The sequence below is a fragment of the Mycobacterium sp. EPa45 genome (assembly GCF_001021385.1).
Lineage (GTDB): Bacteria > Actinomycetota > Actinomycetes > Mycobacteriales > Mycobacteriaceae > Mycobacterium.
This window is the reverse complement of the sequence record NZ_CP011773.1, coordinates 4368173-4391338: the sequence shown is the minus strand read 5'-3', so window position 1 is coordinate 4391338 and position 23166 is coordinate 4368173. Positions and strand designations below refer to the sequence as shown.

Annotated in this window: 27 protein-coding genes; 12 read left to right on the top strand and 15 right to left on the bottom strand. The window is 63.1% G+C overall.

From position 1 onward, the window contains the following. Positions 1-17: 17 nt before the first annotated feature. Positions 18-866, bottom strand: a complete 849-nt coding sequence (locus AB431_RS20995; protein ID WP_047333659.1) for a sigma factor — start codon at positions 864-866, stop codon at positions 18-20. A gap of 95 nt (positions 867-961) precedes the next feature. On the opposite strand from AB431_RS20995, the gene AB431_RS20990 reads away from it, so the two are divergent. Further along, positions 962-1189, top strand: a complete 228-nt coding sequence (locus AB431_RS20990) for a hypothetical protein (protein ID WP_235435951.1) — start codon at positions 962-964, stop codon at positions 1187-1189. Positions 1190-1207: 18 nt separating this feature from the next. On the opposite strand, the gene AB431_RS20985 is transcribed toward AB431_RS20990, so the two are convergent. From AB431_RS20985 to AB431_RS20965, 6 genes are all read right to left on the bottom strand, one after another. Then, positions 1208-1993: a DUF4239 domain-containing protein gene (locus AB431_RS20985; protein WP_047331551.1), complete on the bottom strand. Its 786-nt coding sequence runs from the start codon at positions 1991-1993 to the stop codon at positions 1208-1210. 3 nt (positions 1994-1996) lie between these two features. Continuing rightward, the gene (locus AB431_RS29640) at positions 1997-2887 is read right to left on the bottom strand and encodes a hypothetical protein (protein WP_052960354.1); all 891 of its coding nucleotides are present in this window, start codon (positions 2885-2887) and stop codon (positions 1997-1999) included. A gap of 178 nt (positions 2888-3065) precedes the next feature. Next, on the bottom strand, positions 3066-3926 hold the full coding sequence (locus tag AB431_RS20975; protein WP_047333657.1) for a cyclopropane mycolic acid synthase family methyltransferase: 861 nt from the start codon (positions 3924-3926) through the stop codon (positions 3066-3068). Positions 3927-4538: 612 nt separating this feature from the next. Beyond that, positions 4539-4751, bottom strand: coding sequence for a hypothetical protein (locus AB431_RS20970; RefSeq protein WP_369802931.1), 213 nt, complete (start codon positions 4749-4751; stop codon positions 4539-4541). Beyond that, the gene (locus tag AB431_RS30545) at positions 4748-4972 is read right to left on the bottom strand and encodes a type II toxin-antitoxin system prevent-host-death family antitoxin (protein ID WP_144418329.1); all 225 of its coding nucleotides are present in this window, start codon (positions 4970-4972) and stop codon (positions 4748-4750) included. Before AB431_RS30545 ends, AB431_RS20970 begins: the two co-directional genes overlap by 4 nt. Positions 4973-5105: 133 nt before the next feature. Then, entirely contained in the window at positions 5106-5699 is a 594-nt protein-coding gene (locus tag AB431_RS20965; protein ID WP_052960353.1) for a carboxymuconolactone decarboxylase family protein, read from the bottom strand. A 64-nt stretch (positions 5700-5763) separates the two neighbouring features. On the opposite strand from AB431_RS20965, the gene AB431_RS20960 reads away from it, so the two are divergent. Beyond that, positions 5764-6576 (top strand): SDR family NAD(P)-dependent oxidoreductase, encoded by an 813-nt coding sequence (locus AB431_RS20960; protein WP_047331550.1) that lies wholly within the window; start codon positions 5764-5766, stop codon positions 6574-6576. 13 nt (positions 6577-6589) lie between these two features. Then, positions 6590-8191: a GMC family oxidoreductase gene (locus AB431_RS20955; protein ID WP_047331549.1), complete on the top strand. Its 1602-nt coding sequence runs from the start codon at positions 6590-6592 to the stop codon at positions 8189-8191. Positions 8192-8196: 5 nt separating this feature from the next. Here AB431_RS20955 and AB431_RS20950 read toward each other — a convergent pair whose 3' ends face one another. Together AB431_RS20950 and AB431_RS20945 are read right to left on the bottom strand one after the other, a co-directional pair. Beyond that, positions 8197-9015 (bottom strand): mycofactocin-coupled SDR family oxidoreductase, encoded by an 819-nt coding sequence (locus tag AB431_RS20950; RefSeq protein ID WP_047331548.1) that lies wholly within the window; start codon positions 9013-9015, stop codon positions 8197-8199. 1 nt (position 9016) lies between these two features. Then, entirely contained in the window at positions 9017-10204 is a 1188-nt protein-coding gene (locus tag AB431_RS20945) for a cytochrome P450 (RefSeq protein WP_047333655.1), read from the bottom strand. 110 nt (positions 10205-10314) lie between these two features. On the opposite strand from AB431_RS20945, the gene AB431_RS20940 reads away from it, so the two are divergent. From AB431_RS20940 to AB431_RS20920, 5 genes are all read left to right on the top strand, one after another. After that, complete coding sequence (locus AB431_RS20940; protein ID WP_047331547.1) at positions 10315-11085, top strand: SDR family NAD(P)-dependent oxidoreductase; 771 nt, start codon at positions 10315-10317, stop codon at positions 11083-11085. Between the two features lie 76 nt (positions 11086-11161). Continuing rightward, positions 11162-11905, top strand: a complete 744-nt coding sequence (locus AB431_RS20935) for an SDR family NAD(P)-dependent oxidoreductase (RefSeq protein ID WP_047331546.1) — start codon at positions 11162-11164, stop codon at positions 11903-11905. Positions 11906-11949: 44 nt separating this feature from the next. Beyond that, positions 11950-12192, top strand: coding sequence for a ferredoxin (locus AB431_RS20930; RefSeq protein WP_047331545.1), 243 nt, complete (start codon positions 11950-11952; stop codon positions 12190-12192). Position 12193: 1 nt separating this feature from the next. Beyond that, on the top strand, positions 12194-13552 hold the full coding sequence (locus AB431_RS20925) for a cytochrome P450 (RefSeq protein WP_047331544.1): 1359 nt from the start codon (positions 12194-12196) through the stop codon (positions 13550-13552). Beyond that, the gene (locus tag AB431_RS20920; RefSeq protein WP_047331543.1) at positions 13545-14408 is read left to right on the top strand and encodes an SDR family NAD(P)-dependent oxidoreductase; all 864 of its coding nucleotides are present in this window, start codon (positions 13545-13547) and stop codon (positions 14406-14408) included. The genes AB431_RS20925 and AB431_RS20920 overlap by 8 nt, the downstream gene beginning before the upstream one ends. A 277-nt stretch (positions 14409-14685) precedes the next feature. Here the strand turns inward: AB431_RS20920 and AB431_RS20915 are convergent, their stop codons facing one another. After that, entirely contained in the window at positions 14686-15333 is a 648-nt protein-coding gene (locus AB431_RS20915; RefSeq protein WP_047331542.1) for a TetR/AcrR family transcriptional regulator, read from the bottom strand. Between the two features lie 132 nt (positions 15334-15465). Between AB431_RS20915 and AB431_RS20910 the strand changes: the two genes are divergently transcribed. After that, positions 15466-16032 carry a nuclear transport factor 2 family protein gene (locus AB431_RS20910; protein ID WP_047331541.1) on the top strand — a complete coding sequence of 189 codons (567 nt, stop codon included), beginning with the start codon at positions 15466-15468 and terminating at the stop codon, positions 16030-16032. Between the two features lie 100 nt (positions 16033-16132). Here the strand turns inward: AB431_RS20910 and AB431_RS20905 are convergent, their stop codons facing one another. The 5 genes from AB431_RS20905 to AB431_RS20885 all read right to left on the bottom strand — a co-directional run bounded on the left by AB431_RS20905 (position 16133) and on the right by AB431_RS20885 (position 19608). Continuing rightward, entirely contained in the window at positions 16133-16885 is a 753-nt protein-coding gene (locus AB431_RS20905) for an SDR family NAD(P)-dependent oxidoreductase (RefSeq protein WP_200902661.1), read from the bottom strand. 64 nt (positions 16886-16949) lie between these two features. After that, on the bottom strand, positions 16950-17348 hold the full coding sequence (locus AB431_RS20900; RefSeq protein WP_047331539.1) for a hypothetical protein: 399 nt from the start codon (positions 17346-17348) through the stop codon (positions 16950-16952). Positions 17349-17370: 22 nt separating this feature from the next. Further along, positions 17371-17565 carry a ferredoxin gene (locus AB431_RS20895; protein WP_047331538.1) on the bottom strand — a complete coding sequence of 65 codons (195 nt, stop codon included), beginning with the start codon at positions 17563-17565 and terminating at the stop codon, positions 17371-17373. Continuing rightward, complete coding sequence (locus AB431_RS20890) at positions 17562-18308, bottom strand: SDR family NAD(P)-dependent oxidoreductase (RefSeq protein ID WP_047331537.1); 747 nt, start codon at positions 18306-18308, stop codon at positions 17562-17564. Before AB431_RS20890 ends, AB431_RS20895 begins: the two co-directional genes overlap by 4 nt. Before the next feature lie 28 nt (positions 18309-18336). Then, on the bottom strand, positions 18337-19608 hold the full coding sequence (locus AB431_RS20885; protein ID WP_047333654.1) for a cytochrome P450: 1272 nt from the start codon (positions 19606-19608) through the stop codon (positions 18337-18339). A gap of 276 nt (positions 19609-19884) precedes the next feature. Here AB431_RS20885 and AB431_RS20880 point away from each other — a divergent pair, with 276 nt between their 5' ends. The 3 genes from AB431_RS20880 to AB431_RS20870 all read left to right on the top strand — a co-directional run bounded on the left by AB431_RS20880 (position 19885) and on the right by AB431_RS20870 (position 22482). After that, positions 19885-20445: a carboxymuconolactone decarboxylase family protein gene (locus tag AB431_RS20880; RefSeq protein WP_235435722.1), complete on the top strand. Its 561-nt coding sequence runs from the start codon at positions 19885-19887 to the stop codon at positions 20443-20445. Positions 20446-20562: 117 nt separating this feature from the next. Further along, entirely contained in the window at positions 20563-21177 is a 615-nt protein-coding gene (locus AB431_RS20875; RefSeq protein WP_047331536.1) for a TetR/AcrR family transcriptional regulator, read from the top strand. Between the two features lie 111 nt (positions 21178-21288). Then, positions 21289-22482 carry an IS481 family transposase gene (locus tag AB431_RS20870; protein WP_047331535.1) on the top strand — a complete coding sequence of 398 codons (1194 nt, stop codon included), beginning with the start codon at positions 21289-21291 and terminating at the stop codon, positions 22480-22482. Positions 22483-23166 lie beyond the last annotated feature (684 nt).

Genomic DNA, 23166 nt, shown 5'->3' with positions numbered 1-23166 from the left:
GCGCTCCGACTCTGGGATCAGCCCCGCACGCGGTCGCCCTCGCGGCGGCGTACCCCGGCCAGCAGCTCGGGCTCGGCGCGGAATTGGAGGCGGCGCACCTTCCCGTCCTCGATGGTGAAGTCAAACGCGACCTTGACCTCGCCGCGGTGTATCCACGCGGATCCCGGACGGTCCTCGACGAAGACCGGGAACGCCGCCGCGGCCGCCCCATTGAAGAAGTTGGCCACCTCGTCGCGGCCCTCCATATGGGCCGGCGTACCGAGCGTGGCCGCGGCAGCGTCGGCGGAGACCGTCACGTCGGGGGCGAGCAGCTGCAGCAGACGCGTGAAATCGCCCTCGCGAGCCGCGGTCATGAAGGCGTCGACGACCTCCCAGTCGGCGAGCGCATCCTCGGGCGACGCCGGGCGCACCTTGCCCCGAGCCCGAGAGGCCAGCTTGCGGGCCGCAACCGGGGTCGTGTCGAGCATCGAGGCGATCAGGTCAAAATCGACGCCGAAGCTGTCGTGTAAGACGAAGGCCACCCGTTCGGCGGGCGTCAGCCGGTCGAGCACCACCTGCAAGGCGATGCCCACGGTGTCGGCCAGCACGACGTCGTCGGCGGGGTCCGGTGCGGTCGCGTCCAACTCGATCGACTCCGTCGGCACCGGTGTGCGCGCTCGCAGCCGGTCGAGGCACAGCCGAGAGGTCACCGTGGTGAGCCAGCCCGCCAGGTTGTCGATCGGCTCGTCGGTCGCGTGCAGACGCAGCCACGCTTGCTGAACGACGTCCTGAGCTGCGTCGGCGTCGCCCAGGATCCGGCCGGCGATGCGCTGGAGCCGGGGGCGCTCGACCTCGAAGCCGTCGCGGAGCTGATCTTCCCTCACCATGGCGGTCACACTTTCGTCGTTGGGTGCGTCAACATCTTGACGCGCCCGGACGGCCGGGTGTGACACCGACAGGAGGAGTAAGCCCCGTGAAGACCATGACCTGCCAAGACCTGGGTGGACCATGCGGATTCGTGCACCGCGGTGACAGCGCCGACGACATCATCAAGGCGCAGGACCAGCACCTCAAGGATCTGGTGAAGGGGGGCGATGACGCGCATGTGCCCGCCCGTGAGGACATGAAGGGCCGGTGGCGCCATCCGATCAAATCGATGGGCTGGTACAACGACGTCAAGAAGCGCTTCGCTGAGCTGCCGGACAGTTGAGCGCGTCCTGGTGATGGGCTAGCTGGCTTGATCCACCCCGTCGAAGACCTCCAGCGAGTGCTGGAATGGCGCGGGTGTGACACCGAGTTGGTGGCCGAAGGGGTGGTCGAGCCAGTACACGACGAAGAGCAGCAGGCCGAGCAGGATGGCGACGGCACTGGACAACAGGATGTGGCCGCGCTTGCTGTCCATCCGGATGAAACCCAGTAGTGCGAGCACCACAAGACCGCCGAAGAGCAACCCCGTCCACAGCAGGCCGGGGATCCGTGGGCGGGCATCGAGGATCCGGGTGTTGCGCTGCGACGTCAGGACGGTGAGTTGACCGAGGAAATCTCCGCTGAGCGGGTTCGCCGCCTCGGGCTGACCCTGGGTGCCCAGGACGCGATACATATCGGTGATCGCGCCTCGGGCTGTCGCGGCGGCGTCGGTGCGGGTGCGCGGATCCCATTCATCCTGTACGGCTGTCGTGTAGGTGCGCAGCAGTTGGCGCATCTTGGCTTGGCTGGTGGTCGGCATGCCCACGGTCTGGCGGTACATCGTTGCCAGCGTGGATGATTCGCTGGTGACGTTCATCTCGGCTGAGGAGAACTGCTCCCAGGCCACGACGACGGTGAACCCCAGTAGCGCACCGTAGACCAGGCTCACGGTGGTCAGGAACGGTGACAGGGAGGCGTTGTAACCAGTGCCGTGGTCGGGCACTCCGCTGCGGTTGGCCAGCCAGATGCTTCCCACCGCCAGCCCGATCGACGCTGCAACCACCAACAGCAGGAACAGCCACAACCCCGGCAGGCCCATCCCGGCCACTGATTACCTCCTGTTGGATTGCGCGCTTCCGTGTGCCTGACGCTGCGACGGTGCCGACTTGGTGCGTCCGCTCTGACCCGTCGAGCTGTCACCCGACTTGCCGCTGACGGTGGGAACCTTGTGTGCGGCAGGCGGATTGGCTGCTACAGCGTCTGCCGGCGCCGCGGCTCTGCTTTTTGGTTCGGGGGTGAGGCTCGACGGCGTAGCAGTCTGGCGCGCGCTGTGGCCGGTGCCTTTTGTTGTCGGCGCGGAGCTTGGCTGGGCGATCTGGCTGGCGGTCACTTTGGTGGCCTGCCGGGCAGCGAGCGGGAGCGGGGGGAGTGGCGGTAGTGGCGGCAGGAAGAAGTTCCACTCATCGATTCCCAACTGCACCAACGCATTGAAGCTGTCGCGGGCCACGTTGGTCAAACCTTCCAGGAATGGCACCGGGCCCAACAACCAGTCGGCGACGTTGAATGTGATGCTTCGGGCGATGCGTTCGCCGAAGTTGTAGAAGATCATGATCTGACCGGACAGCCAGCCTACGTAGGGCACCCAACCCACGGCGTAGGTGGCCAATTCGAAGCCATAGCGAACCCACGGTTCGACCGCGAGGTAGATGTTTTTGACGGCCTGATTGGCGTTGGTCGTGCTCGGGATCGGTGTGTTGGGTGGTGGCGTCGGGGGTGCCTGGCCGAGGCTGGGAATGATGATGCCGTGTCCGATGAGGTCGAACAACGACGGACCGTCATACGGCGCATACGGGGTGGTCGGAAGCGCTGCCGCGGTCAACGCGATGGCATGCGTGGCGACGGGTGGTGGAGTTGGTGGGGCGGTTGATGGCGCCCAGACGACGGCCGCGGCAGTGCCGACGACGGTTGCTCGGATCGCACAGGCAGCCAGTGGGATCGCCATAGCTCCACCCCCTTGACAGGCTCAATGCCCAAGCTACGCCTGGGCTAAACACAAAGCTACAGTTTGCCAAGATCCACGGCGCCGCCTACGACCGATTGACGCGCAGAAAAACAGTCTGCTGATTGGGATGCCAGTTCGGTCGAGGGCTAGCCAGGTCTGCGGACGACCTTGATGAAATCTATTTCTCGAGGGTGAACTGGTTGACGTCGATCGAGCCGTTGCGAAACAGGTCAGCACAGCCGGTCAGGTACTTCATGAATCGGTCGTACACCTCCTGCGACTGCACCTGGATCGCCCTGTCGCGGTTGGCCGCCAAGTTGGCAGCCCAACTTTCGAGCGTCAGAACGTAATGCGCTTGCAGAGAGTGGGTGCGGGACAAGGTGTATCCGGTCTTGGCCACGTGTTCTTCGATCAAATCAGCCGACGGCAACTGGCCGCCCGGAAAGATCTCGGTCACGATGAATTTGATGAACCGGCACATCTCGAAGGTGAGCGCCAGGCCTCGACGATGCATCTCATACGGGTGGAAGCCGCAGATGGTGTGCAGCAGCATGACGCCGTCGGCGGGCAGCGCATCGTACGTCTTCTCGAAGTAGGCGCCGTACTTCCGATGACCGTAGTGCTCCATGGATCCGATGGAGATGATGCGGTCGACCTTCTCGTCGAAGTCCTCCCAACCTTGCAGCCGCACCTCGAAACGGCGCTTGGTCGGGACGCGCGCCAGCCGGGCCTGCGCCGCGTCCCGCTGTGAGCGGCTCAGGGTGAGGCCGATGACGTTGACGTCGTAGCGTTCGATGGCCCGCTGCATGCCGGCCCCCCAGCCACAGCCCACGTCGAGCAGGGTCATGCCGGGCTCCAGCCGCAGCTTGGACAGCGCAAGGTCGAACTTGGCGTTTTGGGCCTCGTCGATTGTCATGCCTGCGCGCTCGAAATACCCGCAGGTGTAACCCATGGTGGGTCCGAGGAAAAGGCCGTAGAACTCGTCGGAGATGTCGTAGATCGACTGCATCAGGTCGAAATCGGCTTCGAGCGCGGTCAGGGTGACACCCCCTGAATTGAGTTTGCCGTTAGGTTTGCCAACCAAGCGTAGATGAAAGCCATCGCGGTTGCCCCGTCCTGGGCCGCGGCCATGTTCGTGTTCAGTCCCATCGGTGGGAAAGTAGCCGCCAGTGCGCGCAATTTACTTCCCTGCGCAAGATTCTGCGCAGGTGCTGTACCCGGCCTCCGAGCGGACCGAATCGTCACGGCGCTCGACTCGTCGGAGCTGATGCCCCGGCCCGCCGACTTAGCCAGAATCCGATGGGCAGTTGCTCGGCGTGACCGACGTGACGTTGCACGGGTTCCGCGGCCCCGCGACCTCGGAGGGCCGCTCCTGTTTGCGCCCCGGCCAGGAACCGAACCTGCGGCCTCGGGATTTGGAATCGGGGGCTCCCGCCTGTTCCGAAGAAGTTCTTGTTTGTTCTGGTAAAGGGCAGTTTTTGCTTCCGGGTGATGTGGCCACGACCGGCTGACTCCGGTCGATTCTTGGTCATTAACGCCGAATAAGCGGCAATGCGATTCGAGGTATTCGCCGCCGGCCGATCGTCACTGCTTGCCGTAGGCGTCGGCGCGGCTGAAGGCGCCCACAACCGTGATGCGCCGGCACTCATGGTCAATGCGGTAGATCACGCGGTAGGTGCCCCGGCGGGCACTGTGACGATCGTCGAGCGGCGGCCGCAATCGCCCTACCGACCTGATGCGGGTTGTCCAGCAGCGGCCCGGTGATGAACTCATAAGCCGCGAACGCCACCGCCTCCGGCAGCGTCTGCGTCAACTGCCGTCGCACGGTCGGGGCGACGACCAACTCGTAGCGCTGATCGGTCACTTCCCGGCTCGACGAGCCTGCATCGCAGCGGCAAGATCATCCTCACTCACGCCTTCGCCTCGGGCCAGCTCGGCATCAGCCTCACTCAATGCCCGGACTGCAGCAGAGCTAAGGACCGCGGCAGGAGGCTCATGGACGGTGACCGTCACCCGTTGGTGTTGCTCTCCAACCCGCGCCACCAACTCCGACAGGTACTGCTCGCCAACTTCACTCGATCCCATAGCTGAAGTTAGCTCTGTTGTGACTTCGCTTCGCCCCATCCGCAACCGAGTGTGGCGTTCCCCCGAAGTGCTTGCAGCACTTGATGCCTTTGCCGAACGCGCTGGCCGCCGTGGCTAACTGGGGTGGCCTTCGTCAGCCGGGCGGCAGCGGAATCGACTGCAGGTCAACATTTTCCTCGACTTGCAGATTCCAGCTGTTGAATGCCATCGCGAGGCATGTGTAGGTGCCGGCGACGAATGGGATCTCGACTAGCTGCTCCTCATTGAAGTGCTGTGCCAGTCTTCGCCAGGTTTCGTCTGATATTCGATAGGAGTCGAGCATCTCGTCGGTCGCAGTGACGAGGTCTTGTTCACAAGCGGTCCAGCTTTTAGATGCCGTGCCGTCGACGATCGCGCTGATGTCATCGTCGGTGATCTCGTAGTCCGAAGCGAGCCGTACGTGGTGCACCCATTCGTAGCGTGCGCCGGTCCGCCATGCGACACGTAACAGCATCAGTTCTCGGTTGCGGTGTCCGATCGCCGGCTTCCTCAGCAGGACGTTGCCGAAGGTGGTGAACGGTCCTGCGAGCCTCGGATGATGAAGCATGGTCGCCAGGACATTTGGGGCCTGGCCCGACACGCGCATGTGATCGATGACGCCCGCGGGAAACGCCTGCCGTAATGCTTCCAGTGCTTCGTCATCCCACTCGTCAACGTGCAAGGGATGCAAGCGGGCCGGTTGCGTCATCCACCGAATGTACGTCTGAGTCGGATAGTTGTACAGTCGTACAGCGCGGGGTACGGTGCTCGCTATGACGCTCACTCCCGAATCATTGGGTACCGCACCCGGTCGCGGGCGATTGGTCGGTCGGCGCATCGTTGTTGCCGGTGCCGGAACCAGGGCATCGGATGACGCCGACGCGCCGATCGGGAACGGGCGTGCCATCGCTGTGCTGTGTGCGCGGGAGGGTGCCGACGTTGCATGCGTCGACGTCGACGCAGAAGCCGCTGAGCGCACTTCATTGCTCTGCAAGCAGGAAGGCACGAAGGCAGTGTCGGTGGTCGCCGACGTCCGGGATGCTGCCGCCTGCGAACGCCTCGTCGCAGAAGCTGCCGAAGGACTCGGCGGACTCGACGGCGTCGTTGCCAACGTTGGGTTCGGTTCTGGGCAGGGACTTGCGGGGACGACCCCCGAACTGTGGGATGACCTCTTCGCGCTCAACGTCCGGTCGCATTTTCTGATCGCCCGGGCGGCCATGCCCGTGCTGGCTGACGGCGGCTCGCTGGTGTTCATCGGGTCCGCAGCAAGCTTGCGGGCGGGCACCCGCTTTCCCGCCTATGACGCCTCCAAAGCGGCGTTATTCGGTGTGTGCCGCCACGTGGCGCTGGAGGGCGCCCCGCGGGGGATTCGCGCAAACCATGTGATCCCCGGTCCCGTCGACACTCCGCTCGGACGATACGGAAGCGCACACGTGAAGTCCCGCTCGCAGATCCAGTTCCCGTTGGGACGCCAAGCAACGGCGTGGGACATCGCCTATGCAACCGTCTTCATGCTCAGCGGCGAGGCCAGCTACATCACCGGCGAGTCACTGGTCGTGGCTGGCGGCCTCGGTCAGATTCGCTGAACGGCAGAAACGTATGACGACCTACGACTACATCATTGCCGGCGCCGGTTCGGCGGGTTGCGTCCTGGCCAACCGGCTGTCGGCAGACGCCGGGGTCAAAGTCCTGCTGCTGGAAGCTGGTGGAGGTGACCGCAATCCGCTGTTCGTGGTTCCAAAGGGCTCGGGCAAGCTCTTCGAGAGCGAGAAGCACATGTGGCACTATGAGACCACACCCTTCGGTCCGAATCCCCACGCGGAGAGGTGGATGCGAGGCAAGGTCCTCGGCGGTTCGAGCTCCATCAACGGGATGATCTACAACCGCGGGAGCCGAGCCGACTGGGACACTCTGGAACGCCTCGGCAACAAGGGCTGGGGATGGGACGAGATGCTTCCCATCTTCCGGATATTTGAGGACAACGAGTTCGGCGCCTCGCCTACCCGAGGCGCCGGTGGAGCCGTCCACATCTCGGTGCCGCGCGATCCCGACCCGTTGAGCGAGGAGATGGTCGAAGCCGGCGTGTCGACCGGTCTGGCCCGCGTGCAAGACATCAACGAGTCTGACGACGAACGTATCGGATACGCCACCTCAACGATCAAGAACGGCCGACGAGTCAGTGCGGCTACCGCGTTCCTGAAGCCTGTCGTGGATCGGCCCAACCTGACCGTGCGCACCCACGCCACTGTGCAGCGGGTGGTCTTCGAACACGGTAGAGCGGTCGGCGTCGAGATCTCGCATCGAGGCACGACCGCAGCATTCCGCGCCACCCGCGAAGTCATCCTCAGCATGGGTAGCCTCAATACGCCGAAGTTGTTGCAGCTTTCCGGCATTGGACCGCGCGAGGTCCTCACGGCAGCAGGGGTTGACCTGTACCTCGATCGAGGCAATGTCGGCCGAAAGCTCCGCGAACACCGGTGCGCCACCCTGAGACTTCAACTCAACGAAGACCTGGGTTACAACAAGCAACTTTCAAGCAGCCTGGCACAAGCGATGACGGGGATTCGATATCTGACAACACGCAAAGGCCCACTCGCCGCGCCGTCCTTCGACATCGTCGCTTTCGTGAAGTCCCAACCGGGTGCCGACCGTCCCGACGGGCAACTGATGATGGGCCCGTGGACTATTCCGCCCTACAACACTGGCGAACCGGTCGAAATAGAGCGGCAGGCCGGTCTGTCCTGCCTCGGGATGGTGCTGCGCCCTACGTCGGAAGGCTCACTGGAGATTACCTCCAGCGACCCGGACGCAGCATTACGGATCAACCCGAACTACCTGGCCACCAATTATGACCGGGAGACGGCGGCCAACCTGCTACGCACCATGCGGACGATCTTCGAGCGATCTCCTATCGCGCAACGCATCAGCCACGAAACATACCCGGGCGCGGAAGTCCGTAGTGATGACGAGTTGATTGAAGCCGCCTTCGACGGAGGATACTGCGGCTACCACGCTGCCGGCAGCTGCGCGATGGGCCCCAGTGACGACGACGTCGTCGACAATCAGCTCAGAGTCCGAGGCGTCGATGGCCTGCGGGTCGTCGACTGTTCGGTGCTACCCACCATGGTCGCCGGTAATCTCAACGGTCCGATGATGGCGATGGCCTGGCGCGCAGCTGATTTCATCCTCAACGGCCACTGAAGCCGCTACATCACCCCGAAGCCGGCGTCGACGGGCAACGTGACACCGGTGACGTAGCGGGCGGTATCGCTGATGAGGTACAGGACGGCGTTGGTGACATCGACGGGTTCGACGAACGGAACACGAAGCAGGTTGCCCGCCATCGCGCTGCTATTGGGGTCGGCCTCGAACACGCCTGCCATGTGCTCGTTGAAAATCATCGGGGTGGCGACGCCGGTGGGATGGACGGAGTTGACCCGAATGTTGTGCGGGGCGTATGCGTTGGCGGCCGATCGCATGAGCCCGACGACACCGTGTTTCGACGCGGCGTAGGCGAAGGTGGCCGCGCTTCCGTCGCCGCCTCGCCCGACCAGGCCCTGCATGGAACTGATCAGCACCATAGAGCCACCGCCCTTGCGGATCATCGATGGCGCCGTGCTGGCGATGGTGTGCCACACGCCTCGCAGGTTCGTGCCGAGGATATCGTCGAATACCGTCGTATCGAGCGGATCTGTCAAGCCTATGCCCACGACACCGGCATTGGCGATCATGACGTCGATGTCGCCGAACTCGGCTACACCTGAATCGATTCCAGCCCGCAAAGCGGACAGATCGCGGACATCGGCGGTGACTGTCTTGATCCGGCTGCCGGCGGCGCGCACTAGAGTCGCCGTCTCCTCGAACTCTTCCGGCGTCGCCAGCGGGTAGGGAATGGACGGGATGTCCGCGCAGCGGTCGATGGCGATGATGTCCATACCCAGGGACGCCAATGCGATTGCATGGCTTCGCCCCTGTCCGCGGGCGGCGCCCGTGACGACGGCGACCCTGCCGGTCGGAATGCTCATGTCAGGCGATGACCGCCGGCATGCTGTCCCAGCCGCGCACAGTGGAGGTCCGCGACCGTCGCGCACCTTCCATGTTGATCTCCCATTCGGGCCATCGCTTGAGGACCTCTTCGAGTGCCACGCGACCTTCCAGTCGCGCCAAGGGGGAGCCCACGCAGAAGTGTGCTCCGCGCCCGAATGTCAAATGCCCGCCGGGCTTTCGGTGGATGTTGAACCTGTCGGGCTCGTCGAAGTGTCGTTCGTCGCGATTGGCGGACGCCAGCATGATCAGCAGGGGCTTGCCTGAGGGAATCACCTGGTCCTGGAAGGTCACGTCGTCGGTGGTGACGTAGCGCGCCACGTGCGGACCGGGCGGTTCGAAGCGCAGCAGTTCCTCGATCGCGGTGGGAATCAGGCTGTGGTCCTGAGCCAATTCTTTGCGTTGATCGGGATGTTCGGCCAGTACCTTGCCCATCCACCCAAACAACCGGCCAGTGGTCTCGACGCCCGCGCCGGCAACAACGGCCAGGAACACGATCAGCTCCTGCTTGGTGAGCTTTCGCGTGACACGGTGTTCATCCTCGAATTCGACGTTGAGCAGTTCGGTGATCAAGTCGTCGGACGGGTTCTTCTCCCGCCATTCGACGTACTCGCCGAACATCTCGCCGGTGAAGTAACGGTCCTTCTTGATCGCCATTGGTTTGCCGGGCTCATTGCGCAGCACCTGGTTGGCGTGCTCCCGGACCGCAGGCTGCTCGGCATCGGGAATCCCGGCGAGCATGCCGATCGTGCGCATCGGTAGCTCGGCGCCAAGGTCCTCGACAAAGTCGAACCGGTCGCCGCCGACCAACGGGTCCAGGCAGGCCACACAGAAGGCGCGAATCTTGTCCTCGATGGCCCGCATCTTCTTGGGTGTGAAGGCGCGGGACACGATTGCGCGGTGGATGGTGTGCAGCGGGGGATCTTCGTTGATGAAGATGCCAGGAGGCATAACTGGATCAGTCATCACGACTTCAAGAATGTCGCCTTTGGCTGAGCTGAGCCGCGTGGTGTCCTTCAGCGCTGCGTCCACGTCGGCGTAGCGGCTGACACCCCAGAAGTCGTGGCGGTCGTTGTAGTAGACCGGGCATTCGTCACGCAGGCGCTTGTACGTGGGGTAGGGATCGAGATCTATATCGAAGTCCCAAGGGTCGTAATACAAGTCGCTCAACATCTGCTCCTCCGCAGCGGTTCCTGCCTATGCGCATCGCACGCATGCTGTACGACTGTAGTCCATTGCTATACGATCGTACAACGCAACATGTAACGTGAGGGAGCCCAATGAGCAGTCGGTTTTCACTCGATGGCCGCGTCGCTGTCATTACTGGTGGGGGCACCGGGATCGGGCGTGGCGCCGCCCTGGTCCTGGCCGAGCACGGCGCCGATGTCGTGTTGGCCGGTCGCCGCCCAGATCCGCTCGAGTCGACCGCGAAGGAAGTGACGGCGATGGGCCGCCGGGCCCTGGCAGTGTCCACGGATGTAACTACAGCAGATGCATGTCGGGGCCTCGTCGAGACGACGTTGGAGGACTTTGGGCGACTCGACATCCTCATCAACTGCGCGGGAGGCGCCGAAACCAAATCGATCCTAAAATGGCCGGACGACGACTTCGAGAATGTGTTGGCGCTCAACTTCAAAGCGGTCTGGCACTTGTCGAAAGCAGCGGCGAAGCCGATGATGGCCCAGGGCAAAGGTGTGATCGTCAACATCTCCTCCGGCGCGAGTCTTCTCGCGATGCCGCAAGCCGCGCCGTACGCCGCGGCGAAGGCTGCGGTGAATAACCTGACGGGGTCGATGGCGGCCGCGTGGGCCAAGAAAGGTATCCGGGTCAACGCCATTGCGGTGGGCGCTGTGCGTGCCGCGACGCTGACCGATGACGCCGCGCGGTACGGGCTCGATCCTGAAGCAATCGCCATGACAAACGGGGTCGGCCGGCTTGGGGAGCCTGACGAAATCGGTTACGGCGTACTATTTTTCGCCTCCGACGCGTCGAGCTTCTGCTCTGGGCAGACGCTGTACATGCACGGCGCGCCGGGCCCCGCAGGCGTGTGACCACCCCGAGCGGTCTTTCCGTCGGACACCAGCATTCGATGTGCATTGGGATAGCACTGAAAGGGAAGGGTTCAACGTGAACCGAACTGCAATAGTGACCGGCGGCGGATCCGGATTAGGCCAGGCGATCAGCACCCATCTTGCAGCTGATGGCCATCGCGTGGCGGTGATGGACGTGAACACCGAAGCCGCGGAAAAGGTCGTTGCGGCCATCCAGGCGGCCGGCGGGAGCGCCCTCGCAATCGGTGTCGACGTCTCAGACGAGGACGCTGTCGAGGCTGCGTTCGCGACCGCTCGTGGTGCGCTCGGACCGGTCGAGATACTCGTAACAAGTGCGGCCATTGCCGGCTTCACTCGGTTCGACAAGATCACCCTCGACGAATGGAACCGGTACTTGGCGGTGAACCTCACCGGGACGTTCCTGTGTATCCGAGCAGCGTTGTCGGACATGGTTGCAGCGGGGTGGGGGCGCATTGTGACCATCTCGTCTGCCGCCGGACAGCAGGGCGCCCCAGCGCAAGGCCACTACTCGGCTACGAAGGGAGGCGTCATCGCCATGACGAAGACAGTCGCCTTGGACTACGCCCGCAAGGGGATCACCGCCAACACCATTCCTCCCTTCGTCATCGACTCGCCGATGCTTCGCCAGCAACAGGAAGAAGGCAAGCTGCCCAGCACCGAAATACTCACCCGAGCCATCCCCGCCGGTCGGCTCGGCGTCGGCGACGAAGTGGCAGCGGTGTGCTCGTTCCTGTGTTCAGAAGGAGCGGGCTACGTCAACGGGCAGGTGATCGGCGTCAACGGTGGCGCTGTCGTCTGACGTGCTTCAACAAGTCCTCATCAAATCGTTCTTAGGAGAAATAGGTGCGCGTTGAGGTCGATTCGACACGCTGCCAGGGCCACACATTGTGTGCCATGATCGCCCCGGAGTCTTTCGTGCTGAATGATGTTGACGGTCACGCACAAGCCGCTACCGCCGACATACCAGACGTTCATCAGTCCGATGTGCGGGAGGCGGCAATCTCCTGCCCGGAACAGGCCATAAACATAATGGTGGATCACGTGGTGGCTGCCCGCGCAGCCCACGGCCGGCCGGCGGAGCACTGACGTGACCGCGCTCCCAGAAGATCCCACGGTCACGCCGCGCTATCACTTCGACCGTCACGCTGCCGGGTACCGAGATGAATTCCTCGACATCACCCATGAAATGCATCGACGGTGCCCGATCGCCTGGACGGATACCTACGACGGACATTGGGTCGTCGCGGGCAGCCAGGAGGTATTCGAACTCGCCCGGTGTCCCCACGTATCGAATGACCACGACGTCCACAACGAGCGTCGGGGCTACAAGGGTATTTCCATTCCACTGATGGTCGAGGCGGAGGGATTCCGTGGCGGCATGCTGGAGATGGACGATCCCGAGCACCGGTACTACCGCACCGCGCTGAACCCCTACCTGTCGCCGGCTGCGGTGAAGCGCTGGGAGCCGTTCATCGACGAGATCGTGCGGGCGTGCCTCGATGACCGCATCGAGTCGGGGCAGATCGACTTTGTCGATGACCTCGCCAACGTGGTGCCTGCCGTGCTGACGCTGGCCATGCTCGGCGTCCGGTTGGAGAAGTGGAGGCTCTACAACGAGCCGGCGCACGCATCGGTCTACACGCCGCCCGATTCGCCGGACGCTGCACGTGTTCGCGAGCTCTACATGGCGATGGGCGTCGACGTGTTCACGAACCTCGCCGAGATTCGGGAGAACCCCCGGCCCGGCATCATCGACGCCTTGGCCACGCTGCGTATCAACGGCGAGGCGCCGCCCGACATTGAACTACTCGGCATGCTGAACCTGTTAATCGGCGGGGGATTCGACACCACCACTGCACTGACCGCGCACGCGCTGGAGTGGTTGTCGAGCCATCCCGATGAGCGCACCAGGTTGAGCAAGGAGAGGGCGACCCTGCTCAACCCCGCCACTGAAGAGTTCCTGCGCTACTTCACCCCCGCGCCCGGTGATGGGCGCACGATCTCGGCGGACATGGACCTCAACGGCACGACGCTGCGGGAGGGGCAGCGGCTCTGGCTGTCCTGGGCGATGGCCAACCGTGACCCCGCAGTGTTCGGTCAACCCGACGAGGTGATCCTTGATCGGAAAGGCAATCGGCACTTCAGTTTCGGGCTCGGGGTGCACCGGTGCATCGGGTCCAATGTGGCACGCACAGTGTTCAAGGCCATGGTGACGGCGGTCTTCGACCGGATACCGGACTACCAGTGCATTGCCGAGGGGACCGTGCACTACGACAGCATTGGCGTGATCCAGGGCATGCGCCACCTGCCCGCGACCTTCACACCTGGCAAGCGGATCGGACCGGGTGTCACCGAAACCGTTGACCGACTTCAAATCATCTGCGAAGAACAAGGATTGGCCCGCCCCATCACCGAACTCAAGGAAGCGGCAAGAATCGATGTCTGACAACAACCCGGTCGCGGTGGTTACCGGCGCGAGCCGCGGTGCCGGGGCCGGAATCGCTCACGCGCTCGGCAGCCACGGCTGCACCGTCTACGTCACCGGCCGCACGCGCGACTCCAGCCCGGCAGGACCTAAGGGCACCATCGATGAGACCGCCGCTCGGGTGACCGCCGCCGGCGGCACCGGCATCGCCGTCGCTGTCGACCACGGCGACGATGCCCAAGTTGAGGAACTGTTTGACCAGGTGCGCCGCGACCACGGCCGAGTCGACATCCTGGTCAACAACGCCGCGATCATTCGCGACGAAATGATGGGGCGCACGAAATTCTGGGAAGAACCCATCAACGTGATCGACACCCTCAACGTCGGCTTGCGCAGCAGCTACGTCGCCACGGTTTATGCAGCGCCGCTGATGATCCCGCAGGGCAAGGGGCTGGTCGCGTTCTCGTCATCATCGGGCTCGGTGCACTATGCGTTCGGGCCGGCCTACGGTGTCCCGAAAGCCGGAACCGACAAGATGGCCGCAGACATGGCCGTCGACCTCCGAGATTTCGGTATCGCCGCAGTATCAATCTGGATGGGATCGCTGCTCACCGACAGAGTCCGCAAGATCATCGCCAGCAATCCTGAGAAGTTCGGCCACATCCTCGACAGCGCCGAAACGCCCGAGCTGACGGGTCATGTCGTCTGGGCGCTCTACAACGATCCCGAGCTGATGGGGGTGAGCGGTCGAACGCTGATCGGTGCGGAGTTGGCCGCCCTGTACGGCATTCGCGACGAGGACGGTCGCCAACCACCGTCATACCGGGACATGTTCGGTGTGCATCCACACAGCCAGTACCCCCACATGATGCGCTAGCGCGACTACCAAGGAGGAGCGGTGCAGCTGGCTTTCGATGCGGACGTCGAGGCGTTTCGCGCCGAGTTCGTAGATTTTCTGACCGAACATCTGCCTAACGAATGCGAAGCGGCGGCCTCGGATCGCCGATAACTATCGCCGACCGCTTGTCGGAAAATTGCTGCCAACCGAATATCGGCCGGGCATGCTCAGGGAGAAGCTTTTCGGCGCCGGGGCAGGCAACAGTGAGCGTCATCCTGCGTACGGATATCGCGGATGTTCGCGGGGGAGTGAGCGATCAGCGACCCGTTGCGGGTTTGCGTGCCGGGGATTTGCGTTTCGGTTTCGACGTCGTCGCCCGTGGCTCGACCAAATCGATGTATTGCTCAAAGGCTTCGGTTACCTCGGCATGTGCCGACTTGACGCCGATGCCTTCTTCGAGGTTGAGGAATTTCGGTAGGCCCGACATCAAGAGTTGCAGGGCCGGCAGGGACAAGCCGCCGATCGGCTTCGCGTTCTTGCCGAACTTCTTGACGAGCGCTTCCAGCTGAAGTCGGCGAACATTCTCGGTCACCGCTGCGATCTCGGCGCGGATCGATTTCCGGTGGTTACCGAGAGCCATGAACTCGGTGATCATTGCGCCCGTCGCCTCGTCCCAGCTGTACTCCCACACTGCACGTAGCGGATCGTCGGTCCGACGCTCCAGGAGATCGGTGAGGTGAGCCAGGCCCCGCTCGGAGTAGCGGCGGATCGCTGCGATGAAGATGTCGTCGAGGGTGGGGAAGTAGTACTGAACCAGGCTGGGCGTCACGCCCGCTTTCGCGGCTACCACCCGATACGTGACACTGGCATAGCCTTCCTCCAGCATCAGCTGCTCTACGCAGTCGAGCAGCGCGTCCCTGGTCTTGGACGTTTCGGCGCCAACGCGCCTTGACGATGTCGCCATATCTCCTCGCTCCGTCGGTACTCGCATTCTGGCACCCGACCAATGCTGTACGATCGTATAGTGTGTTGTTGGGGCGTCGACTCGGCGACTCAACGCGCGACATGCGCTGACATCCCACACATGAGGAGTGGCATGACTGAGACGAATGCCGAGATCGAAAGCCTCCAACGAGACGTGCGTTACCTCATGGACCGTACGGAGATCCTCGACTGCATCTCGCGGCATGCGCGTGGATGCGACCGGCATGACATCGACTTGATCACCTCGGCGTACCACGCCGACGGTGTGGACGAGCACGGTCATGCGGTCAACGCCGGCCCGGAGTATGGGGAATGGGCCAACGCGACCCATGCCGAAACGTCGCGGGTGCACACACATAACATCACCACCCACTCGTGCGAGATCGACGGCGACACCGCGCACGCTGACAGCTACGCCATCGTCGTTCTGATCGGCACAGACGGAAAGACAGCCCAATTCATCTCCGGCCGCTACATCGACCGCTTGGAGCGGCGCGACGGACATTGGCGCATCGCTGTTCGTCGTTCCACCGTCGAAGGCATGTTCATCGCCGACGCCAGAGTTCTGCAATCGTCATTCTTCACTGAGAAGGGCTACCTCGTCGGCGTCCGGGATCGTTCGGACCTGTCGTATGTGCGGCCGTTGTCCATCGATACGCCGGCACCGTCTCGCTGGTAGGCCGCGAGCATATGCTCAACCGTCGTGTGCTGGTTGCGCGGCGGGCTCTACGTCTTCCGAGACGCTCGGCCTCATCGCCTCATGTGCCCGCTGCCGCGACTCACGCGCTGATCCATACTCCACCGTCGGCATGGAGATTTTGACCGGTCATCCAATGACTTTCGTCGGAGGCGAGGAATACAAAGATCGGAGAGACGTCGGTGTACGGATCACCGATCCGCTTGAAGGGGTTGTCCTTGAATGCGGCAAGCGCCCATTCCTGAACTTCGGGGCTGCGCTTGTGGAGCTGACTGTCGACGTTGTCCGTCCATCCCCCGGGGCTAACTGTGTTGACGCGGATGTTGTACTCGCCCCACTCGCGCGCGACCACCCTAGACAGTCCGCGGATCGCTTCCTTGGCGGCTGCATATGCGGCATGGAATTTTGTGCCTTCGATGCCTCCTTTGGAGGAGGTGTTGATGATTGATGCGCCGGCACCCGGCTTGTCCCTGAGATAGGGGAAACACAACTTCATCATGTGCCAGGTGGCGTAGAGCGACGTGTGCAACTCGATGTCGAGATCCTCGACACTGAAGTCGAGGAAGATGCGGAGATCGGTGATCTTGTGGGCGTTGTTTAGGAGGACGTCTATGGTGCCGAACCGATCGACGGTCTGTTCGACGAAGCCGACCAGTTCGTCGTAGCGCCCGACGTCGCAACGGAGCGCCACGACTTCGGCACCGATTTCTTCGCACATCCGCTTGGTCTCCGCCAACTTCTCCGCCTGGACGTCACAGATGGCCAGATTGGCCCCTTCGGCGGCGAAGCGGAGGGCGTGCTGCTTGCCCAGTCCGCTCGCGCAGCCGGTGATCACCGCTACCTTGCCATCCAGTTTGCCCATCGTGTGGCTCCTCCTCGAATCATGTTGTTTGCGTTCGCTACTGGCTGTCCGGCGGCTGCTGGAGAAACACATCCAGATGGCGAATCTTTCCGAATTCATCGAACTCGAAGACGTTCATGGAGTTCACGACGAGCTTCATGTCACCGATCTGGTGGCGCTCTTCAACCTCGAAGTAGACCCGGTGCGGCAACTCGGAGATACGCCGCACAGTGGTGTCGAAGTCCTGTGTGCCCTGTGCCCACCCGTTCACCATCTCGGTGTACTGCGTGAAATTCTGGACGTCGAGAAATGGACCGATTCGTTCGAACCCGTCGACGGCGATGAACTCACCCAGCGGCGCGACCCAGTCTTCAGGCGACTTCGCGGTGGGCACCAGCCGCTTCACGGTGTCCTGGTAGTCGATGACCTTCTTCGTCAACGGCCCGTAGTCGTTCATTGCCCGCTCTCTTTCTCGTAGGTCAGCGTGATGGCTTGACGGGGACATGCTGCGGTGGCGGCACGAACGTCGCGCCAGTGCTGTTCGTCGGGGTGGATCTCGTGACGGTTGCGACGTCTTCGTCACCGAGGTTGAAAGCACGCGGCGACAACTCGGTGCAGGTTCCGTGCCCTTCGCACAGGCTCGGGTTCACGTGGACGGTGACGTGTTCGGTCACATGTAGATCCCGCCGTTGACATTGATCTGTTGCCCGGTGATGTAGCCGGCGTCGTCGGAGCACAGGAACTCGCACGCGGCGGCAATATCGTCCGCGGTACCCACTCGCTTGAGCGGCAGCATCGCCCCGATGTCGTCCAGGCTGACGGGCAACGTGCCCTCCGCTTCGGCGGCACGGGCCATGGGGGTGTCGACGAGTGCCGGTGGGATCGTGTTGACCGTAATCCCGTTTGCGGCAAACTCAGCCGCCAATGCTCTCGTCAGCGCGATGACGCCTCCCTTGGATGCCACGTAGTCGGCTTGTCCGGGTGCGGCTGTTTGTCCGGCGGCCGAGGAGATCATGACGACGCGGCCCCAGCCGGCGTCGATCATGTCGGGAATCGCGGCCTGCACGCAGTTGAACGTCCCGGTCAGATTGATGGCCAACGTGCGATTCCATTGTTCGAGGCTGAGTTCAGTGAATGCTGAGTGAGAAGTGATGCCGGCGCTGGTGACCGCGATATGGATCGGGCCGAGTTCGACACGGGCCGAAGTAATTGCCTCCTGTACGCCCGACCGGTCGGTGATGTCGACCTCGTATCCCCGTGCGTCACAACCCTCGTCCTGCAGTGCCGAGAGATGCTGCGCAAGGATGTCCCCCTCCAGGTCGAGGATCGCGATCTTGTCGCCTCGCCTAGCCAGACGCCGGCTAATGGCGGCACCGATACCGGACGCTCCGCCCGTAACCACGGCGACTCTGCTCATGCATCCTGCTCTCTATCGAAATGTCTTGTCAGTCAACCGGGGTCAGCACCAGGTGAAGGTTGCTCAGTCCACGGACGATGAAGGTGGGGTCGTAGTCGAAGTGGCGCCGACCCTCGGGTCCGTGGTGGGACTCGGAGAGGGAGATGTCGCTGGTGCGGTGCAGAAAACGTTCCAGCGTGACGCGGCCCTCGGCACGGGCCAGTGGGCCGCCCGGGCAGGAGTGTGCGCCCCGGCCGAACGCGATGTGTTCGCGTACGTTGCTCCGGCCAAGCAGACACTCGGTGGGTCGCTCGAAATGGGTGTCGTCACGATTGGCGGCCCCGGGGTGGATCATCACCGTGGTGCCGGCCGCGATGTCGACGCCGCCGAGCGTGGTTGCGACGCGGGCCAGCCTGAAGTCACTCATCGTGGGGCTCTCGAGCCGAAGCACTTCTTCGATGAACTCCGGGATGAGCCGGCGGTCAGCTCGCAGCCGTTGCTGAATCCCTTTGTCCTCCGCAATAAATCGAAGAGCGGCGGCCAACATTCGGGCGGACGTGTCCTGGCCCGCGCCGAAGATGAACGTCGCTGTTCGCACTATGGCATCGACCTCCGGCAGCGAGCCATCTTCATAGGTGGCGGTGGCCAACTGGGTCAGCATGTCGTCGCGGGGGTTCGTACGCCGGTCTTTGACGTACTCCCCGAACTTCTGGAAGAGGAACTCCAGCGGGTTTACGGGAAGGGTCTCCTCTTGGCCAACGACGCTAATCGTGCTCCCCACCAACACCTGCTGGACCTCCGCACGATCCTCCTCGGGCACACCGAGCAGGTCGGCGATGGCCCATGTGGTGAACGGTTTGCCGTACTCGTTAACCACTTCGCACCGGCCGGTGCCGATGAACACGTCCATGCATCGGTCGGCGATGCCTGCCAGCGCCGCCTCGTTCTCCTTCAGCCGGCGCGGTGTCAGCAGCTTGCGCAGCAGGGTTCGTTGGGCTTCGTGGTTCTCCCCGTCCATGGTCACCATGAACTCGCTGAACGGCCACTGGTCGCGGGAGCTGTTGATGACCTCGGTGATGTCGGTGACTGCGGGTGACGGCGTTACAACTGGCGGAAAGGGGCCGCCCACCGCGTTGCACGACGAGTAGGTGGCTGCGTCGCGGTAAACCTCGACCGCCTCGTTGTACCCCGTGACCGCGACCACTCCCGGGTGGGCAACCGGCTGTACCGGGCATCGCGATCGCAGCGTGTCGAAGTATCGGTACGGGTCGGTGACCAGTGCGGTGTCGGTGAAGAAGTCGGCGGCCTTCAGATCCGCCAAGCCTGTGCCCGCAGCCTCCGACGTTCGACCCTCCACATGACGTTCGTCGTTGACCACCAAGACTCCCTCATCATTCCGTGGAGGCCGCCGCCTCGCCTGTACAAGTGTATAGTTCATACAGGTGTACAAGCGCAAGGCGTACGGCGTATCGTTTGAATTGCGGCTTGTACAAACTATTTTCAAATGACAACGGGTGGCGGACCCACCTCCTGGCGGGAGCGGACTTGCGAGATGGCACGGATAGAACCGCTGACAAGCGACAGATGGCCACTGGAGATGAGCGACACCCTAAAAGCGACGAGGCCGCCGAAGCCACACTATGACCTGGTTAGTGAGGGGCGGCCGAAAGGCCTCAATATCCTGGGCACGCTTGCGCACCATCCCGCGCTCGCGCGAGCGTTCTGCACTCTCAACGGCCACCTACTGCGTGCCACCACCTTGACCGAGCGTCAACGTGAACTGGTCATCATGCGTGTCGCCGTCTTGCAGCAGTCCAGTTACGAATGGGCCCAGCATGTGCTGATGGCGCGGGATGCAGGCCTGACAGATTTTGAAATAGCAGGTGTTGCATGGGGTCCGGACTCGCCGGTCTGGGATGACGTCGACGCGTCCCTGATGCGCGCCGTGGACGGACTTATCGCGCACGGGTCGATCAGCGATGACACGTGGACGGTGCTGAGCACGCACCTCGACAACCAACAGATTCTTGACGTCATCTTCACTGCAGGTGCGTACACGACGGTCGCGTGGATGGTGGAAGCCTTGGGCATCGCCCTTGACGACGACCTACGGGACGCGGTCGCCGCCCTGATTCGGACGGCCAGGGATGACGGGTAGGCAATGCCACGCCGCTCGTCCGGGCCGACTTGGCCTTGCACGCAGTTAAACTGCGCGAGTCTTGCTCACAACTGGCGCCGATTGGCACCCGGGGCATTGACGTAGTGGGAGGGGGCGATTGCAACGGCTGCCAATCGGCGACTAGGCGCCGAGGCCACCCTGGACGAGCTGCTCGACGCTTCCGAGAAGGTGTTGTTCGAAAAAGGTCAGGCCAACGTGAGTTACCGTGCGGTTGCCGCCCAAGCCGCAGTGACTCCCAGCTTGGTGCAGTACTACTTTCCGACGATAGACAGCCTTTTCGCGGCCACGATCGGGCGCCTGATTGGGCGGCAGGCCGACAGATGGGATGACGCGCTGCGGCGTCGGCCGAACGAGCCATTGCGCGTGCTCTGGGAGTACAGCTGGGGTGAAGCCGCTGGCGCGCTGGGGACTGAGATCGTCGCGCTGGGCGCCCGCAGACCCTCGCTCATCCCCGACATCTCCGCGGGAACCGAACGCATTCGCACGATGCAACTCGCGGCACTCAAGGCGAAGTACCGCGACTTCACGTTCCTGGGCGACACTTTCCCACCGGACGCCATGGTGCTTTTGGTCACGAGCATTCCCAAGATCCTGAGTCTTGAGGAAACTGTCCACGTGAAGATGGGGCACCGCCGGCTCATCAAGGCATTCGAGGCTTATCTCGATGCCCTCGAGCCCAGGTCGCGCGCTCAAAGGCCCAAACGGCGCTAACCGTACGATCCCAAACCTTGACCAGCGCCCCCGGCAGTGTCTGGTTTCACGACATAGTTGGCAGCTGTCTCGGGACATAGTTGACACCTCGGCTTTTCGGGAGGTCAGCCCATGTCCAAGGCCCAGCTTGTCATCACCGCGGTAGTCCTGGAAGGGCGCAGCAAAAGCGAAGTCGCCCGCGACTACGAGGTCTCCCGCTACTGGGTCCACCAACTCGTCAAACGCTACGAAGCCGACGGGGCGGCCGCCTTCGAACCCCGGTCACGCCGCCCCCATACCAACCCCCGCGCCATCGACGCCGACCTTGAAGAACGCATCATCAGGCTGCGCAAAACGCTGCACAAAGAGGGCTACGACGCCGGAGCCACCACCATCGCCGAATACCTACGCCGCGACCCCGAAGTCGTCGATTCACCCGCGATTTCCACCATCTGGCGGGTGCTGTCACGACGGGGCTTCATCACCCCACAACCCCAAAAACGCCCCCGCTCAAGCTGGAAACGCTTCGAAGCCGACCTGCCCAACCAATGCTGGCAAGCTGACGTCACCCACTGGCGCCTCGCCGATCACACCACCGTCGAAATCCTCAACCTCATCGACGACCACTCCCGTCTGGCCATCACTTCGCTCGCCCGCCGCACCATCACCGGCATCCACGTCGTCGAGGCCTTCACCGAAGCCTTCACCACCTGGGGTGTTCCCGCCGCTGTACTCACCGACAACGGTGCGGTATTCACCGCCACACCCCGACGCGGCGGCCGCACCGCCCTGCAAATCCTGCTCGGCGAACTGGGCATCAACTACATCAACTCCCGGCCCTACCACCCACAAACCTGCGGCAAGATCGAACGCTTGCACCAAACACTCAACAAGCGGCTCAACGCGCTACCCGCAACCAGCACGATCGACGAATTACAAAGCCAGCTCAACGAATTCGCCGAACACTACAACAACACCAGGCCCCACCGAGCCCTGCAGCGGCGCACCCCGACCGAGGCCTTCACCGCCCGCCCCAAAGCCTTCCCCACCGGTTACCAAATCCCGCCGCACTTCCGCGTCCGCCACGACACCATCGACGCCGCCGGCGTCATCACCCTCCGCTACAACAGCCGCCTACACCACATCGGACTGTCCAAACACCTCCGCGGCACCCACGTCATCGTGCTCATCAACGACCGCGACATCCGCGTCCTGGCCCGCGACAGCGGAAAACTCATCCGCAAACTCACCCTCGACCCCCACCGCGACTACCAACCACGCGGCGTAAAACCCGGAAACAGCCCCACCAACAAACCCCAGATGTAAATGATGTCCCGAGACACCTGTCAACGGTGTCTCGAGACATCACACAGCGCCCCCGGCAGGAATCGAACCTGCGACCTAGGGATTTGGGATCTGGGGCACCGAAGGGTTCCCGAAGGGCGATCGTTTGTGCTGGTAGACGGTGGTTTTTTGTTCTGGCTGATTCGGTCCCGGACCGGCCGTATCCGATCGATTCTTGGTCATAATCGCCGAATAAACGGCAACGCAAGTCGAGCCATTTGGGCAGCCGATCACTACCGCTTCTGCGCAGGGACTGGACAGGTTGCGTTAGTCCATTGCGAAGCCGACATCCCGGATGCAACTGTGACGCCGAGACTTTCAGCGTCACTTCGAGTGTCGCCGCCCACCGCTACGGCAACGTCGCTACCGCCCACGATGTTGCGGTCGCCGATCTGGTGGCGAGCCGCCCCAGGCGGACCATGGCGTCAAGAGAGTCGAGAGACGTCATCGGCCCGGGTCCGCGGCGTTCAGCGCAGGGAGCGCGCGATGGCTTGAGCAGCGCCGGCCGCGAGGTCCAGCTAATCTGCGGTGAATTCACAGCTGCGAGCAGGGGAAATGCGACCGCCCTCCCAGACGCCCTTCAGCGGGCTTTAAGCCCCTGAGTGCGAGCATGCAGCATGCAGAATCCGGCTCGAACGCGGCGGCGCGGGAGTGCCGGTGCCTAGC

What these genes read in the sequence shown, in the direction of transcription:
- AB431_RS20890 (WP_047331537.1), bottom strand. Translation starts at nt 18,308, where the DNA reads ATGAGCAGAGTCGCCGTGGTTACGGGCGGAGCGTCCGGTATCGGTGCC.
- AB431_RS20995 (WP_047333659.1), bottom strand. Translation starts at nt 866, where the DNA reads ATGGTGAGGGAAGATCAGCTCCGCGACGGCTTCGAGGTCGAGCGCCCC.
- AB431_RS20910 (WP_047331541.1), top strand. Translation starts at nt 15,466, where the DNA reads ATGACTGAGACGAATGCCGAGATCGAAAGCCTCCAACGAGACGTGCGT.
- AB431_RS20990 (WP_235435951.1), top strand. Translation starts at nt 962, where the DNA reads ATGACCTGCCAAGACCTGGGTGGACCATGCGGATTCGTGCACCGCGGT.
- AB431_RS20940 (WP_047331547.1), top strand. Translation starts at nt 10,315, where the DNA reads ATGAGCAGTCGGTTTTCACTCGATGGCCGCGTCGCTGTCATTACTGGT.
- AB431_RS20920 (WP_047331543.1), top strand. Translation starts at nt 13,545, where the DNA reads ATGTCTGACAACAACCCGGTCGCGGTGGTTACCGGCGCGAGCCGCGGT.
- AB431_RS20870 (WP_047331535.1), top strand. Translation starts at nt 21,289, where the DNA reads ATGTCCAAGGCCCAGCTTGTCATCACCGCGGTAGTCCTGGAAGGGCGC.
- AB431_RS20915 (WP_047331542.1), bottom strand. Translation starts at nt 15,333, where the DNA reads ATGGCGACATCGTCAAGGCGCGTTGGCGCCGAAACGTCCAAGACCAGG.
- AB431_RS20960 (WP_047331550.1), top strand. Translation starts at nt 5,764, where the DNA reads ATGACGCTCACTCCCGAATCATTGGGTACCGCACCCGGTCGCGGGCGA.
- AB431_RS20955 (WP_047331549.1), top strand. Translation starts at nt 6,590, where the DNA reads ATGACGACCTACGACTACATCATTGCCGGCGCCGGTTCGGCGGGTTGC.
- AB431_RS29640 (WP_052960354.1), bottom strand. Translation starts at nt 2,887, where the DNA reads ATGGCGATCCCACTGGCTGCCTGTGCGATCCGAGCAACCGTCGTCGGC.
- AB431_RS20950 (WP_047331548.1), bottom strand. Translation starts at nt 9,015, where the DNA reads ATGAGCATTCCGACCGGCAGGGTCGCCGTCGTCACGGGCGCCGCCCGC.
- AB431_RS20880 (WP_235435722.1), top strand. Translation starts at nt 19,885, where the DNA reads ATGAGCGACACCCTAAAAGCGACGAGGCCGCCGAAGCCACACTATGAC.
- AB431_RS20900 (WP_047331539.1), bottom strand. Translation starts at nt 17,348, where the DNA reads ATGAACGACTACGGGCCGTTGACGAAGAAGGTCATCGACTACCAGGAC.
- AB431_RS20965 (WP_052960353.1), bottom strand. Translation starts at nt 5,699, where the DNA reads ATGACGCAACCGGCCCGCTTGCATCCCTTGCACGTTGACGAGTGGGAT.
- AB431_RS30545 (WP_144418329.1), bottom strand. Translation starts at nt 4,972, where the DNA reads ATGGGATCGAGTGAAGTTGGCGAGCAGTACCTGTCGGAGTTGGTGGCG.